Genomic DNA, 14,629 nt, shown 5'->3' on the forward strand with positions numbered 1-14,629 from the left:
AATGCCCCATGTTCGGCGTGTCCTGATCGCCAGGGAAGAGGACCGGGCCGAGACCTATCCTCCTTTAAGGTGACTGACGTGGACGAGATTTCGCTGACGGTCCTGCTGTCGTTGACCGCAGCTGCCTTCTTCGCCGGGTGGATCGACGCTGTGGTCGGAGGTGGAGGTCTCGTCCAACTTCCCGCGCTCATGGTTGCTCTTCCGCAGGCTGCCCCGGTCTACCTTCTGGCCACCAATAAGTTCTCCTCCGCCTGTGGCACCATAGCCAGCGCCGCAACCTATGTCCGCAGGGTTCGTCCGGATCCAGCTGCAGCGATTCCTTTGGTCATCTGCGCTTTCATCGGCTCAACAGTTGGAGCGATGCTGGCCTCGATGATCCCAAAATCTGCTTTCTCTCCGCTGGTCCTGGCCGTTCTGTTGAGCGTCGGGGCCTACACGCTGTGGAAGCCGTCGCTCGGTAGCGTGGAAGCACTACGGCACCGTGGGCTGAGGCATGCTTCCGGAGCTGGGGCAATCGGCGTAGCCGTAGGTATCTGGGACGGAGCGCTCGGGCCGGGGACCGGGTCCTTCTTCGTCTTCCTCTTAGTGGGCGTCCTCGGATATGCCTTCCTGAACGCCACTGCGCTGGCCAAACTGGCCAATCTCGCGACCAACCTTGCTGCGCTGGTGGTGTTCATCCCACAGAACGCCGTGCTGTGGCAGGTCGCACTGCCCATGGGGCTCGCCAACGTCGTCGGTGGTTACCTCGGAGCGCGGGCGGCCGTTTCCAGAGGGCATGCTTTCGTCAGAGCGGTCTTCATCGTGGTTCTCGCGGCCTTCATCTTGAAGATCGGCGCGGACGTCTGGCAACAGTTCTTCGGATGAATTGAGGCGACAAGTTGATTGACGGCCGTGTGAACGGAAAAGACACCGCCTGGGAGCTCGCCACCGGCAGCGAACGGGCAGTTCGACTGTTCCGAGAGCATTTCGACGAGCAGCCGGCCGGAGTCTGGGCTGCACCTGGGCGGGTCAACATCATCGGAGAGCACACTGACTACAACGGTGGGCTTTGCTTGCCGATCGCGTTGCCACATCGGGCCTATCTAGCCTTCCGCTCTCGCACGGACGATATCGTCCGAATGGCGACCGATCTTCCTGGAGAAGGGAGCTGGATCGGCACGAAGGACCTGGTGCGTCCCGGTGGGCTTTCCGGATGGCCGGCCTACTGCGCCGGACCTGCCTGGTCCTTCCGACAGGAAGGCCTTGATGCCGGAGGCTTCGATGCCGCGATCGTCTCCTGCGTACCTGTGGGAGCGGGGCTGTCCTCGTCAGCAGCAGTGGCCTGCTCGATGGCGTTGGCGCTCGCCCAGACTGCAGGGCAACCTACTGACGACGTAGCCCGTGCCCGGCTCGCTGACCTGTGTATCCGGGCAGAGAACGAGGTCGTCGGAGCCCCCACCGGAGGGATGGACCAGACCGTTTCCCTCCGCGCTCAGGACGGGCACGCGCTCCTCCTCGACTGCCGATCCGGTCAGGTCGATCATGTACCGCTGGACCTACCGAAGGCGGGGATGACCTTGTTGGTCGTCGACACCCGAGCCCCGCATTCTCTCGTCGACGGACAGTACGCCGAGCGTCGACGTACGTGTGAAGAAGCCGCTCAACAATTAGAGGTTTCCACCCTGCGCGAGGTCGAGGATCTGCCCGAAGCGCTACGCCGCTTGGAGAGCGACCTGGCCCGCCGTAGGGTCGCTCATGTCGTCACCGAGATCGACCGCGTCCGCCGCACGGTCGATCATCTGGCCGCTCGTCGCTGGGCACAGGTCGGTCAGCTCATGAACGACTCCCACCGTTCCCTGCGGGAGGACTACGAAGTGAGTTGCCACGAACTCGACGTCGTCGTCGACAGCGCTCAATCCGCAGGTGCCTTCGGGGCACGGATGACCGGGGGCGGATTCGGAGGGAGCGCGATCGTTCTGGCCGAGGACGATGACGTCGAACGGATCGTGTCTGTGATCGAGGGCGCTGCGTGTTCTCAAGGACTGCCCCGTCCCCGGTTCCATCGAGCACTGGCTGCAGCTGCAGCCAGCCGGGTCGCATGACTGGCCGGGGTGACCCGACGGGGCAACAATTCGAGATCCGGTACGGCAGGCAGCGTGCGGTCGTCACCGAGGTCGGAGCGGTTCTGCGTCGGTACGAGGTCGACGGTGACGATGTGATCATGCCGTTCGCGCGGGACGAACTGCCCCCTGCCGTGCACGGCGCGGTTCTCCTACCTTGGCCCAACAGACTAGGCGCCGGTAGATACGACTTCGAAGGTGTCACTTACCAGTTGCCGTTGAATGAACCGGAACGTGGCAATGCCAACCACGGGCTGGTTCTGCACACCCGCTGGGAAATGGCCGTCACCCGTCCGGAGTCGGTGACTCTGCGGTTGGATCTGGTTCCTCGCTCCGGCTACCCCTTCCTGATCAGCAGCCGGATCACCTACTGCTTGGGCGAGCACGGCCTGGATGTCGACGTGACCACTCAGAACCAGAGCGATCGCACAGCGCCCTACGGAGTGGGTTTCCACCCGTGGCTCTCCCCGGGCCCCTCCCAGATCGACGAATGCTCACTACAGGTCGAAGCAGACCGCTGGGTGGAGACGGACCAGAGACTGCTGCCGGTCCGGGAGACACAGATCCCGGATCGCCTCGACTTCCGACGTCCGCGCAGATTGGGACGGACCGTCATCGACGACGGCTTCGTCGGGCTGTCCACAGCGGGGTCCTCGGTCCGTCTCATTCGCCCGGACGGTACCCGTATCATCTGCCGAGCACGCAATGGCGTGTGCTGCTGGCAGATCTGCACCGGGGACGGGATGCCAGGAGGGCGTTCTCGGCAGGGCCTGGCCGCGGAGCCGATGTCCTGTACCGCAGACGCCTTGCGGACCGGCCGTCGCCTGATCCATGTGGCGCCAGGCGAGCAACACCACATCGGTTACACCCTGGAAATGGTCCCGACCGGATCCCTGGAAACACTGTGAACCCGGCCGGAAACCTGACCGACGGTCATCGTGTACGGCCGGCCACCCGCCGCATCCGGAGACCCTGAACCACCATGGACGCGGCCATGGAAGCGCCGATACCTTCACCAGCGCGTAACCGTAGGCTCAACAAAGGCTCCAGCCCCAGCTCCCGCAGGATGACGCCGTGGGCGCGTTCCCTGCTCTGCTGCCCGCCCACCAGGTAAGCATGGACGCCTGGCTCGAGCTGCCTGGCCAGCAACGCCGGTACGCAGGTGGCCAGCCCGTCCAACACGATTCCGGTACCAGCTGAAGACGCGCCGAGGATCACCCCGGTCAACACCGCGAACTCGGCACCACCGAGCCCGGCGAGCAGATCGACCGGGTCGGCGTCCTCCCCGAGCCGCCCGGCCTGGGCCATCCGGGACAGAGCCGCTGAAACGACCTCGACCTTGCGTGCCACGATGGCAGCATCCGACCCCGCACCCAGGCCGACGGCATCCTCCGTCGCCATGCTGGTCATGGCGCAACTGAGCGCCGCCGCCACTGTTGTATTCCCGACCCCGACCTCCCCGAGAGCCACCAGCCCGTTGACTGCAGCCTCGACGCCAAGAGACCGTCCTGCTGAGATCAGCTGCTCGACCTGGGCCCGAGACAACGGATCCTCATGCATCAGATCTCCACCCGACCTTTCACCGACCGGTCGGAAATCCCTGGCCCCGGCTACCGGTCCACCCTCGACTCCGGCGTCGACCACGATCAGGTCGAGCCCGGCCCCGGACGCCGCCGCGGCACCCATCGATTCCCCGGCCACCGCCGCGGACATCACATCTCGGGTCACCGATGGCGCATAGGCCGAGACTCCGAGACGAGCAACCCGATGATCGGCTCCAACCAGGATCAGACTTCCTCCTTCGGTGTTCCCTGCACCAGCAGCGACCACACGATCCAAGGCGCGATCCAAGACGCCCAAGGACCCTGGCGGGGACAACAGAGCGTCGGCTTCATCGGTGGCTGAGACGACCCTGGCCTGGTCGGGGGACCGTAAGTAATGGAGCGGCGGCTCGGGAGACCGACCGTTCTCCTGAGGCCACCGTTCACGCAGGATCACCTCGTCCAAGGGGAGACGACGACTCCACGCGGCTCGCTGCAGCCCCGGTTCCGGGGGACGTTCGTCTGGCCACCCCAGACAAAGCCACCCCAGCGTCTGGACACCGTCGGGCAGATGGAGGAGCTCGGCGAGTTCTTCGGGCCGGAACAAAGTCACCCAACCCATACCCAGACCATGCGCCCGAGCGGTCAACCACATGTTCTCGATGGCACAGGCACAGCTCCACAGATCGGCGTCAGGGAAGGACGCCCTACCCAACACACCTTCGGCCGGGGCCCGGCGATCGCAGGCCACGACCACACCTAGGGGAGCCTCACGTAAACCTTCCAGCTTGAGGTCCAGAAGACGCTGCGCGCGATCCTCCTGCAAACCTGCCGCCTGCTGCAAACGCAAGGAATCGGCCATGGCTGCTGCGCGCTCGCGAGTACGGGGGTCGGAGACCACGATGAACCGCCAAGGTTGGCAGTGTCCGACCGAGGGCCCCAAATGCCCGGAAGCGACGACCTGCTGAACCAGCTCATCGGGCACCGGGTCGGGCCGGAACCGGCGGATATCTCTACGAGCTGCGACGATCCGAGCCAGAGCGTCGACCTCGTCCTGAGGGAAAGCCCACCCACGCAGGTCCTCAGCTCGTTCCCGAGCGCTGGAACGGTCACCGACCGTGGGTACCGGTCGGGGCCAGGATACTCGTCGTCCGTCAGCAGTATTGATCGTTATTTCGCCGGTCATGACGATCAACCTACTGGCGCAGAAGCCCTCGGCATGGGGAACTTCCGCCTACGTGTCTCTCTGCTCTTCCTGCGGCACCAGCCACCATACGGCGAACGGTGGCAGCCAGACCCGGCCGTCCGATCCAGGTCGGACCTCCTGCCCGGTGAGCGCGTCCACACAGCGAGAAAGCCCGAGAGCGGCCAACCTGGCGCCGGGATGGAAACGCCAGTCCGGGGTCACGTTATAGAGCTGCAACATGGTGCCGACCGGATGAGACCGGCGCACCGGAAGGACTCCTGAGTCGTACAACTCGTCCACCGCTGTAGGCACCCCGGCATGCAGCTGAGGCAGCCGGCATCGAACTGCCGCCAAAGCGGCCAGATCGGTGAAAGCGATCCCCTCGGATGTGGTCCGATCGTGGCGGTAGGCGATCTTCGCCTCGGTCACCCTCGGACGGTGGACCCACCTGAGGTCGGCCGCATGACCTTCTTCTCGCTCCCAGCACGGGTCGTTGAGCAAAGCCAGCTCATCGCCACTCCAGAGCACAGGGATCCCACCCCACCCGTAGATCACGGCATGGGCCAGACGGAGCGCGGCCAGGTCTTGCACCGCAGCGTGGACATTCCCTTCCTCTTCGGCCGCCTGCAGCCCGATCAACGAGGCAGCAGTTCCGCAGATTCTCCGGTCACCGCTGTGCGGATGATGCTGGAAGATGGCCCCTCGCGCTCGTGAGCCAGGGAATTCCCCGGAGAACCAGTCGGACAGGAATGCTCGGTGGGTTGGCCCGTGCCAGCCCACTCGCGCCGCATCACCGTCGTCGATGGCCCACCCGATATCGTCATGGCACCTCAGATAGGTCACCCATACCGCGCCATCCGGCATCGGCGGCATCGCTGCCAGGACCCGAGCTGCCAGCCGGGCATCCTTCGTGGCCAGAGCCGACCAGATCTGCACCATGAGACTGTTGTGATAGGCCAAGTTGCTGACCTTGCCCGTCCACCGACCTTGCCCTAGATAGGCGGGTAGTTTCTCTGGGCTGACGATGGCTTCGGCTTGGAAAGAAACCGCAGGGCATACGATCCGGGACAGCGCGCGCAGCACCTGCGTGATGGAATGCACCTCTGCTTGTCCCTGACAGTCGGTGCCCAAGCGTTTCCACAAGAAGGCGAGGGCGTCCAGACGCAGGATTTCCACGCCGAGATTGGCTAAGAAGAAGATGAGTTCTACGTACTCGCACAGGACATCGGGGTTCGCCCAGTTGACGTCCCATTGATAGGAGTTGAAGGTCGTCCAGACCCACCCGTCGAGTTGGTCGTCCCAGGTGAAATTTCCCGGGGAGAACTTCGGAAAGACTTCGGGGAGATGTTCTTCGTAGGCGTCGGGGAGCTCCCGGTCAGGGAAGATATGGAAGTAACGGCGGTACTTCTCCTCGCCTGCTTTGGCGCGTCGTGCCCATTCGTGTTGGTCGGCGACATGGTTCAGGACAAGATCCAGTACCAGGCTGATCTGATGACGTCGCAGCTGGGCGGTGAGTTCACGTAGGTCTTCGAGGGTTCCCAGATCAGGTCGGACCGTCTGATGATCGGCTATGGCGTAGCCGCCATCGTGTTCGCCTTCCCTGGGCAGGAAGATCGGCATGAGGTGGAGGTAGGTGACGCCCAGCTCTTCCAGGTATCCGAGCCGATCGGCGACTCCACGTAGGTCACCGGCGAAGCGTTCGGTGTATGTGGCGTAGCCGATCATTTGTGGTCGAGCGATGTGGTCGGGAGCAAGCAGTCGTTCGTAGTCGAGGAGCCGGAGTTCTGCGCTACGTGCTGCGTGGGCTTGCGCCGCTATGGCAGCCAGCTTCTCGGCGATGGATTCGGCCTGCTCTCCGTAGACATCGCGTAGCCCGGAGAGGACATCGGGCCACCACCGCTGATGTCGCGCCTGGTAGAAGACGTCGGTGTCAGGCTTCTGCACGGCCATGGATCCATAGTGCCGGACAGCAGTGAATAAAGCCGATCAGCCACGGACACAAAGAGATCGAACATTTTTCTCGAGAATTCTCTGGGGCGTGGATATCTTTCTGATCTATTCACCGGCCGTTATCCTGCCGCTGTGGCGAGACGGACAAGTCAGACTGAATTCCCGGTGCGTCGTGCCTGCGATGCTGACGCCGAGGAGTTCGTCCGACTGAAGACCTTGATCTTTCAGGCCTGGCCTTTCCCTGTCGATCTTGCCGTCGAACCGGAATGGCCTCGACGGTGTGCGCAGATCTATCGGAATCTGCTCGCCAACCCTGGTTTTTCCTCCTTCGTGGTGGACGATCCCGAGCGGGAGGGAACCCTCCTGGGCTGTGTCACCGTGGCTGTTGACCAGCGGCTCCCTATCCCGGGGAGCAGCGGTCGGGTGGCCTATGTCGCCGATATGTGTACATCACCAGAGTTCAGAGGACGAGGTGTGGGGCGTTCTCTCTTACGCGCGGCCACGCAGTGGGCTCACCAGCAGGGAGCAGGCCGGGTCCACCTTTATGCCACCGAACAAGGGCGGCCTCTTTACAGCGCGGAAGGCTTCGAATCCGGCGGTCCTTTCCTCGTGATGGAACGTAGACTCGGCCGATCGGATTCGTGACAGTGGGAATGTTCTCCCGACGTCGTCAGAGCGCATCGCGGGGAATGGTCGCGTACACATGATGTGCCACCTCTTCGTAAGGGTGGGCTGTGATCATCGCTTCCAGTACTGCACGGGCGGAGCGACGCGGGCAGACGACTTCGATCCGTTCTTCCTCGACGACCTCCGGAGAACCGATTGAACCGATGGCCGGGTCGGCACCTTCCTCGGGGGTGAAACGCCCCACTCCGTTCGCGGTAAAACTGCAGGCATGATAGGCGCCGATGCCGCCTGCTCCGGTAGAGGCGGCGGCTGCACGGACGGCGTCCGCCGCCTCTACCGGAGCGAAGACCACGATGACGACGAGTTCGTCACGGTCGCTCATGGGCGCATTCCTCAGCGCAGGCTGGCGAGCGCGGCGTCGTAGTCGGGCTCCTGGGCGATTTCCGGCACGATCTGCGAGTGAAGCACTGTGCCGTCGCCGTCGATGACGATGACGCAGCGGGCGAGAAGTCCGGCGAGGGGGCCGTCGATCATGGTGATCCCGTAGTCCTGCCCGAAGCGGCTTCGGAAGCAACTCGCCGTGACGACCTCGGCGATTCCCTCCGCCCCGCAGAACCGTCCCAGGGCGAAGGGCAGATCGGCCGAGGCGCAGACGACGACGGTGTTCTCCAGCGAGGAGGCCATCTCGTTGAATTTGCGTACGGAGGTCGCGCAGACACCGGTGTCGATGCTGGGGAAGATGTTCAGAACGATGCGTCGGCCCTGAAGGGAGGCTGAGGTCACCTCGGAGAGATCGGTTCCGACCAAGGCGAAGGCGGGAGCCGTAGCGCCTTGTGCAGGAAGATCGCCGACGGTCTGGACAGGGGTGCCTTTGAATGCGGTGGTAGCCATGGGCTCTGTCTAGCAGACGTAGCTGGGCTGTGCCCTTGGGAGCGCTGGGCAGGAGCAGGAGGACCTTCTCATCGCGGTCGGCGGTCGAACAGCCTGATCGACGCCTGGTGGTCGTGGCTCTGCGGCAGATCCACGACCACCAGGCGTCCTGGTCAGCTCTCGAGCAGAGGTTGTCCGATGTACTCACCGGTTCCTGCGCCCGGTGGGACGGCGTAGGAAGCCGAACCGATGTGATGGGCCCACAGGTTGAGCAGGTCGCTGTCGGCCAGGCGCCGCTGGACAGGGACGAAGGCGGTGGCGACGTCCTTCTGGTAGCAGACGAAGATCAGCCCCACGTCCGTTTTTCCCTCTGGGGTGAGTCCGACGTCATAGTTGTAGGCGCGCCGCATCATCCGTTCACTTTCGTTGCGTGGTTGGGCGCGAGCGGCATGGGCTGCGGGGTTGATGACGGGGAATCCGTCGGAGTTCTTCGCGAGACGGTCGACAGGGTCCTTTTCATGTTTTCCGGTGAGGGGAGCGCCGTCGGAGATCCGCCGCCCGAAGGCTTCTTCCTTGGCCGCGACCTCGATGTCGTCCCAGGCCTCCATCTCGATGGACATGCGGCGGATGACCAGATGGGATCCGCCGACGAGCCAGGGGTAGGCAGGGTCGGTACTCCAGACGACGGCGGAACTATGTGCTGGATCGGACTCATTGGCGGTGCCATCCCGCATTCCCATCAGGTTGCGTGGGGTGTTGCCGGCTGGTTCTGTGCCGGGGGCATTGCCGAAGCCGGTCTGGACCCAGGCGACGGTGGCGAAGGCGGCGGCATCGCGGACGAGGCGCCGTCGGGCATAGGAAAGGGTGATCGGCTCTTCTGAGCAGATCTGGAGCACCAGGTCGGTCTGGCCCCACTCGGGACGGAGTCGATCAGTGTCGAAGGCTGGCAGCGTGGCGAGCGCAGGGGGTATGGAATCGGGTTTTCCGATGGCCTCGAAGAGGCCTTTTCCGAAGCCGAAGGTCACGGTGAGTCGTGCTGGAAGCTTCGCGATGTCGTCCTCCAGAGCACCTAGCGGTGGCCGGCCTTGGGTGAGCCGTGCTGCGTCGTCGCTGAGCATTCGTAGGAGAGCGATCACGTCGTCGCGTCGGCTTCCCCGACGCAGGTTCAACCCGACGAAGCTGCCGTGGGCCTGCTGCCCGGTCAGGATGCCGGACTGGTGTTTGCCGTGGAAGGGTTCTTTTCGATGACCGTGCAGTGGGACGGAGTGAGCGGGTGTGCTGCTGTCAGGCGTGGCGGTCGAGGTGCTCCAGGCATGGCCGAGGACGCCGCCGGCGAGGGCGCTGCCGGCGGCGACGGCGCCCCCGCCGAGAATCCGACGCCGGGAGATTCCGGAGTGGTTCTCGGCGGAGGGTGTGTTGGCAGAGGTGGACGACGTCACTTTGTGGTCGCTGTCGGGGTGGAAGAGTGGTAGTTCTCTGGTGGAGCAGTGAATTGTTTCGCCGGGGCAGTGAATTGCATGGTCTTACCGTCTTTGGTGTGTAGCGTGAATTTCACTTCTGCGCCGATGGGCAGGGCCCGGGTCATCTTCATCAGCATGATGTGGTTGTCGTAGGGCTTGAGCTCCAAGGTCTGTCCTGCCTTGATGACGAAGCCGTCCTTGATCTCTCGCATGGCTTTCTTGCCGTCGATCATGACGGTTTCGTGGAGCTCGGTCATCATCGAGGCGTCCTGCTCGGCTTTGGTGATCGTGATGTTCCGGTCGGTGGTGTTCTTGATCCGGCCGAAGGCGCCTGTCATGGAGTCGGGAGAGAGCTCCGGAGCTGCCTTGACCCAGGCATCACTCACGGTGAGTCCGGAGGAGTCTTGAGCTGTCGAGCTGTTGGGCTCGCTGGTCGTTGTGGCTGCGGTTTTCTTCTCTGCCTGGGGCTGGCCACAACCAGCCAGGGCCAGGGCGGCACAGCAGGCCAGGGTGAGGAGTCGGGTGTGTGTCGTCATGGGTTGTTCGTCCTCTGTGGTTGTCCGTCGACGGGTCTGGTGTCCGGACATGACGTTTCCCCGCTTGTCCGCTCTGATGTCGATGGCTGGTCCGGGAGGAGTGGCCATAGGCCGTTCGTTGACGAACTGGATCGGCTCGCCCTGGTTCTCAGAACGGGATTGCGACGGGAAGGTTTGTCCGGAAGCCCTTGGGCGGACCCCGCACGGGGGCCATGGCGAGGACATCCCGTCCGAGGTGGACGAGTACCTGGACGCAAGGCGCCAGAGTCTGAGAGGGAATCGTCGGGGTGATGAGGCGGGGGAACGGGCGCAGGAGCCTTCTGGCTGCTGCCCACAGTGAACGTTCTCCCCAGCCGAGTAATGCAGCGGTGACGGCGATGGCCAGCAGATGGGCATAGAGCATCTGGGCGGAGGGGAGTAGCTGGGCTATCTCTATGGAGGAAGCCGCAGCGGTGACGACCTGTTCGTGATCAGAGTGCAGAGGTCCGTTGGGTCGTGGCGGATGCAGGTGATGGGAAGGACCTGATAGCGCGCGGGCCGGTGTGTGCGCGTGCGACAGGTGGAGGAACAGATGCAATGCGCTCTGGACGAGGCTCAGTGCGGTGAACAAGGAGAAGACGCCGCGCTCGGCCTTGGTGAACCACAAGCCGGTGAGCGTGAGCGGGACGACGGCCAGGACCAGTGTCGCCGGAGCAGGCGCATGACCTCCTCCATGAGCGTGCCCGAACGCGCCCAACAGGACGCAGGACGCGACGAAGACACCGAGGCGTGTCAGTCGCAGCTGTCCGCGGGCGGGGTGGACCATGCGGACAGGTTAGTGTCCGGGAAGCCCGATCGGGGCAGAGCGACCTGGGCTTTTTGGACTTTCTCAGCTTGGAGCAGATGTTCACGTGAGGATGAGTCCTGGGAAGGCTCGCGGCTGGGTGCCGAAGGACTGCGCATGGGTCTCTGCGGCGGCTGCCCAGGTGATGAGGGAGGCGAGTGCCGGAACATTGCCGGATGCGGCAGGCGCCTCGGCGAGGATCCCCCCGGTCAGGGCAGATAAAGCCCTTTTGCACAGAGCGATTGCGCTTTCGTCATCGGGGATCGGCGCAGGAAGGGGATATCCGGAAGGGCCGGGGATCTTCTCGTCACCAGCGGAGGGTTGAAGGCGGAGCCGTGTCATCTGAGCCCAGTTCAGGGCAATGGCGATCCGTCCTCGGGCCGGCTCCGTCGAGCGTGCAGCAGCAATACTCAGAGCGTGTTCTGTCGCGCGGAGACTCCCGATGATCCGCGCTGCTTCGGGCGCTCCGACGACGGTTGGGGTCCGTGGTGACTCTGGGGAGAGGCCGAGAGCGGGAAGCGTGATGGTGCGTTGTACCCGCAGCGAGAGCAGGAGCCCGAGATCTTCGGGGGCGATGGACCCTAGTTCAGATAGCTCTTCGGCCGAGAGGCCTGCGGATTCTGCGAGGAGCAGGCCTTCGCCAGCCTGGGCAACCGCAGGAAAACGGTCTTTCTCCTCGGGATTCTCCTCGAACTCGAGGAGACGCGCCACGAGGACTTTCTCCTGTTCCTGATGCATTTTTTCCAGAGTCCGGGCCAGGGCCTGGTGAGGGCCAGCTGCAGTTTTTCGTGCGGCGTCGAGGGCTCTGCGGACGCGGATGAGTTCCCGGTGGACTGCTGCGGCGCGTGGGTCGAGGCTACGACGAGCGACCAGGGGTAGGTGGGGCGCAGCGGGCTCGAGTCGAAGTACTTGGCTGGCTAGGACAGTGAGCAGCACTCCTCCGCCGATGGCCAACACCCTGCGTCTAGACAGGACCGACTTACTGGGGACGGGGAACCGGGTGAGTTTGTCCAGCAAGCTTGGTGGCTTGCTGGCGAAGGTCGGAGCGGCTGGTACCTCGGGCAGTTTGGGAGGTGTGGGAGAGGCTGTCGTGGCGGCGGAGAATGGAGTTGTGGTGGTCGTCGCCGATCGCTCCGTTGGGAGCTCCTCCTTCCTCGAAGGCTCTGAAGAGGTGGCCTGCTCAGGTTCGGCGTGCTGCGTTGCTTTTTTCGGATTCGTTTTTTCTGTGGGTTTGTCCTTGCTGTCTGTCTTTGCTGGAGACTTTTCCGCCGGGGACGTTCGGGGCATCGACTTGGCGGGTTTCTTCAGGGCGACCGGAACGGTGTCGGACCCGGCCTTGCGGGGGGCGGGCGCGGATTTCTTGGACACACTCTTCTCGCCCGGGCTGGTGCGCGAGTTCTTAGGGGGTGTTGTCTTGCCGCGGCCAGGCTTCTTCTGTGCTGGGGGCGAGTCGGGCTCGTGGTCGGACTTCATCGCCTTGTATCCTCGCATCCTTTGTGTGCCGCGATGTGGGGCACGTCGGCGTGTGTATCGAATCATGTCCCATGCACGGATAGAGTGGCCAGGTACGAGGTCCGCAGATCGCGGGCCTCTCCGGATGAGAGAAGAGCGGGAGCACTCATGGCGATCAGCGATCAGGCAGCCCGGATCGGGAGCGTGGTTGCTCCGGCGGTGGCTGCGCTGGGGCTGTTCGTGGAGGACGTCTCCCTGACCCCGGCGGGGAAACGACGTACGGTGCGGATCACTATCGATCGCGATCTAAGCTATCTGGATCCGGAGGATGACACGAGCACTGTCCCTCCGCTGACCTTGGACGAGATCGCTGAAGCCACTCGCGCAGTGGATGCTGCTTTGGACGAGCACGAGCCTTTGGGCGATGCGCCGTACTCGCTGGAGGTGACTTCTCCGGGTGTCGATCGTGCTCTGCGTGAAAGACGGCACTACCGTCGCAATGTCGGACGGTTGGTGGACTTCGACCTGGGGGAGAGCGGCCGGATGACCGCGCGGATGGTCGCGGTGGGCCCGCAGGTCCTGACGGTCGTCTCGGAAGCTGGTGACCAGCGTGAGATCGAGCTGTCCAAGGTCGTCCGCGCCCGCGTGCAGGTGGAATTCGGGCATGCCCCAATCGACGACGAGGAGTCATGATGGATATCGACCTTGCCGCACTGCGGGCTCTGGAGCGGGAGCGTGACATCTCGCTCGACGTGATCGTCCCGGCGATCGAGCAAGCTCTTCTTCTGGCGTATCACCGCACGGAGGGTGCTTACCGTTTGGCCCGGGTTGACCTGGATCGCAAGACGGGGCATGTGATCGTGTGGGCCAGGGAGGACGCTCGCATCCTTGAGGATGGGTCACGAGGTGAGGCGGGGCCTGAGTTCGACGACACCCCTGAGGGCTTCGGACGTGTCGCAGCTTCTACCGCTCGGCAGGTGATCGTGCAGCGGATGCGGGAGCTCGAGGACGATGCCGTCCTGGGGGACTTCCGTGGTCGTGAGGGCGACATCATCACCGGGGTGATTCAACAGAGCCAGGGACGTACGGTACTGGTCGATCTTGGTACGGTCGAGGGCGCTTTGCCCTTGGCTGAGCAGGTTCCTGGTGAGGTCTATAAACATGGCGAACGGATTCGTTGCTATGTGGTCAGCGTGAAACGGGGGCCGAGCGGTCCCCAGATTGGGCTCTCGCGTACCCACCCGAACTTGGTTCGCAAGCTGTTCGCCTTGGAGGTCCCTGAGATCGCCGATGGCACGGTTGAGATCGCGGCTTTGGCCCGTGAGGCCGGGCATCGTACGAAGATCGCAGTACACGCCACGGTCCCGGGGGTCAACGCCAAGGGTGCATGTATCGGGCCGATGGGGGCTCGGGTGCGAGCTGTCATGGCCGAGTTGCGTGGGGAAAAGATTGATATCGTCGATTATTCGACGGACCCGGCATATTTCGTGGCCGCTGCCTTGTCTCCGGCTCGGGTGTCCTCGGTGGAGGTCGTGGATCCGAAGCTAAGGGCTGCGCGTGTGATCGTTCCTGATTACCAGCTGTCGTTGGCGATCGGTAAGGAAGGGCAGAATGCGCGGTTGGCGGCTAAGCTCACCGGTTGGCGGATCGATATTCGTCCTGACACCGCAGTGGCCAAGCAAGTTGCCTCTGAATCGGTTGCTGGAGCCGACGGGCCGAGTGGGGTCTGAGTCGAGGGAACGGGTACGATGGGTGAGGCCGCTCCCGCCGGTCCGGTGCGCATGTGTGTTGGTTGCCGCGGGCGGGATGCCCGATCGACGCTCCTGAGGGTCGTCGTTGTAGCCCGGGAAGATGTTCATTCACTGATCATCGACCGTGCTCGATGCCTTCCAGGCCGGGGCGCGTGGATTCACGCGCGGGCTGAATGTGTCGATCTGGCCGTTCGCCGTAAGGCGTTCGGTCGGGCTTTGCGTGCCACGACCGGTCTGGACCCGAGCGATGTCCGGGAGCAGATCGTGAAGTTGGCCGTACAGGAGCAGCTGGACACCGGCGCCGAAGGCGTCGGCCGATGAGAACCGGAAGCGG

At 63.9% G+C, this 14,629-nt stretch carries 15 protein-coding genes; 7 read left to right on the plus strand and 8 right to left on the minus strand.

Annotation, left to right across the window (positions count from 1 at the left end):
* Positions 1-78 precede the first annotated feature (78 nt).
* From DX923_RS04720 to DX923_RS04730, 3 genes are read left to right on the plus strand one after another with little or no spacing between them, the layout of a single operon-like run.
* Entirely contained in the window at positions 79-864 is a 786-nt protein-coding gene (locus tag DX923_RS04720) for a sulfite exporter TauE/SafE family protein (RefSeq protein WP_116113059.1), read from the plus strand.
* Positions 865-878: 14 nt separating this feature from the next.
* A complete protein-coding gene (galK, locus tag DX923_RS04725; protein WP_240322746.1) occupies positions 879-2,081 on the plus strand; it encodes a galactokinase in 1,203 nt (400 codons plus the stop codon).
* A complete protein-coding gene (locus tag DX923_RS04730) occupies positions 2,078-3,007 on the plus strand; it encodes an aldose 1-epimerase family protein (RefSeq protein WP_116113063.1) in 930 nt (309 codons plus the stop codon). The genes galK and DX923_RS04730 overlap by 4 nt, the downstream gene beginning before the upstream one ends.
* A gap of 25 nt (positions 3,008-3,032) precedes the next feature.
* On the opposite strand, the gene bluB is transcribed toward DX923_RS04730, so the two are convergent.
* Together bluB and DX923_RS04740 are read right to left on the minus strand one after the other, a co-directional pair.
* Positions 3,033-4,826 (minus strand): 5,6-dimethylbenzimidazole synthase, encoded by a 1,794-nt coding sequence (bluB, locus tag DX923_RS04735; protein ID WP_116113064.1) that lies wholly within the window; start codon positions 4,824-4,826, stop codon positions 3,033-3,035.
* 48 nt (positions 4,827-4,874) lie between these two features.
* Positions 4,875-6,776, minus strand: a complete 1,902-nt coding sequence (locus DX923_RS04740) for an alpha-amylase family protein (protein ID WP_116113066.1) — start codon at positions 6,774-6,776, stop codon at positions 4,875-4,877.
* Between the two features lie 132 nt (positions 6,777-6,908).
* On the opposite strand from DX923_RS04740, the gene DX923_RS04745 reads away from it, so the two are divergent.
* Positions 6,909-7,421, plus strand: coding sequence for a GNAT family N-acetyltransferase (locus DX923_RS04745; protein ID WP_162872779.1), 513 nt, complete (start codon positions 6,909-6,911; stop codon positions 7,419-7,421).
* 25 nt (positions 7,422-7,446) lie between these two features.
* Here the strand turns inward: DX923_RS04745 and DX923_RS04750 are convergent, their stop codons facing one another.
* The 6 genes from DX923_RS04750 to DX923_RS04770 form a co-directional block, all read right to left on the minus strand.
* Entirely contained in the window at positions 7,447-7,785 is a 339-nt protein-coding gene (locus DX923_RS04750) for a hypothetical protein (RefSeq protein ID WP_116113069.1), read from the minus strand.
* Positions 7,786-7,796: 11 nt separating this feature from the next.
* Complete coding sequence (gene tpx, locus DX923_RS04755) at positions 7,797-8,294, minus strand: thiol peroxidase (protein ID WP_116113071.1); 498 nt, start codon at positions 8,292-8,294, stop codon at positions 7,797-7,799.
* 152 nt (positions 8,295-8,446) lie between these two features.
* Positions 8,447-9,712: a Dyp-type peroxidase gene (locus DX923_RS04760; RefSeq protein ID WP_116113072.1), complete on the minus strand. Its 1,266-nt coding sequence runs from the start codon at positions 9,710-9,712 to the stop codon at positions 8,447-8,449.
* Positions 9,709-10,269 carry a copper chaperone PCu(A)C gene (locus DX923_RS16105; RefSeq protein ID WP_162872780.1) on the minus strand — a complete coding sequence of 187 codons (561 nt, stop codon included), beginning with the start codon at positions 10,267-10,269 and terminating at the stop codon, positions 9,709-9,711. Before DX923_RS16105 ends, DX923_RS04760 begins: the two co-directional genes overlap by 4 nt.
* A gap of 148 nt (positions 10,270-10,417) precedes the next feature.
* Complete coding sequence (locus DX923_RS16110) at positions 10,418-11,074, minus strand: hypothetical protein (protein WP_162872781.1); 657 nt, start codon at positions 11,072-11,074, stop codon at positions 10,418-10,420.
* Positions 11,075-11,155: 81 nt separating this feature from the next.
* The gene (locus DX923_RS04770; RefSeq protein WP_162872782.1) at positions 11,156-12,049 is read right to left on the minus strand and encodes a hypothetical protein; all 894 of its coding nucleotides are present in this window, start codon (positions 12,047-12,049) and stop codon (positions 11,156-11,158) included.
* Positions 12,050-12,712: 663 nt separating this feature from the next.
* Here DX923_RS04770 and rimP point away from each other — a divergent pair.
* Genes rimP through DX923_RS04785 form a run of 3 tightly spaced genes read left to right on the plus strand, consistent with a single transcriptional unit; the run spans position 12,713 to position 14,616 of the window.
* Positions 12,713-13,237 carry a ribosome maturation factor RimP gene (gene rimP / locus DX923_RS04775; RefSeq protein WP_162872783.1) on the plus strand — a complete coding sequence of 175 codons (525 nt, stop codon included), beginning with the start codon at positions 12,713-12,715 and terminating at the stop codon, positions 13,235-13,237.
* A complete protein-coding gene (gene nusA / locus DX923_RS04780; protein WP_116113079.1) occupies positions 13,237-14,274 on the plus strand; it encodes a transcription termination factor NusA in 1,038 nt (345 codons plus the stop codon). Before rimP ends, nusA begins: the two co-directional genes overlap by 1 nt.
* Before the next feature lie 18 nt (positions 14,275-14,292).
* Positions 14,293-14,616 carry a YlxR family protein gene (locus tag DX923_RS04785; RefSeq protein ID WP_116113081.1) on the plus strand — a complete coding sequence of 108 codons (324 nt, stop codon included), beginning with the start codon at positions 14,293-14,295 and terminating at the stop codon, positions 14,614-14,616.
* The last annotated feature ends 13 nt before the right edge of the window (positions 14,617-14,629 follow it).

It is taken from the genome of Austwickia chelonae (assembly GCF_003391095.1).
GTDB classification, from domain to species: domain Bacteria; phylum Actinomycetota; class Actinomycetes; order Actinomycetales; family Dermatophilaceae; genus Austwickia; species Austwickia chelonae_A.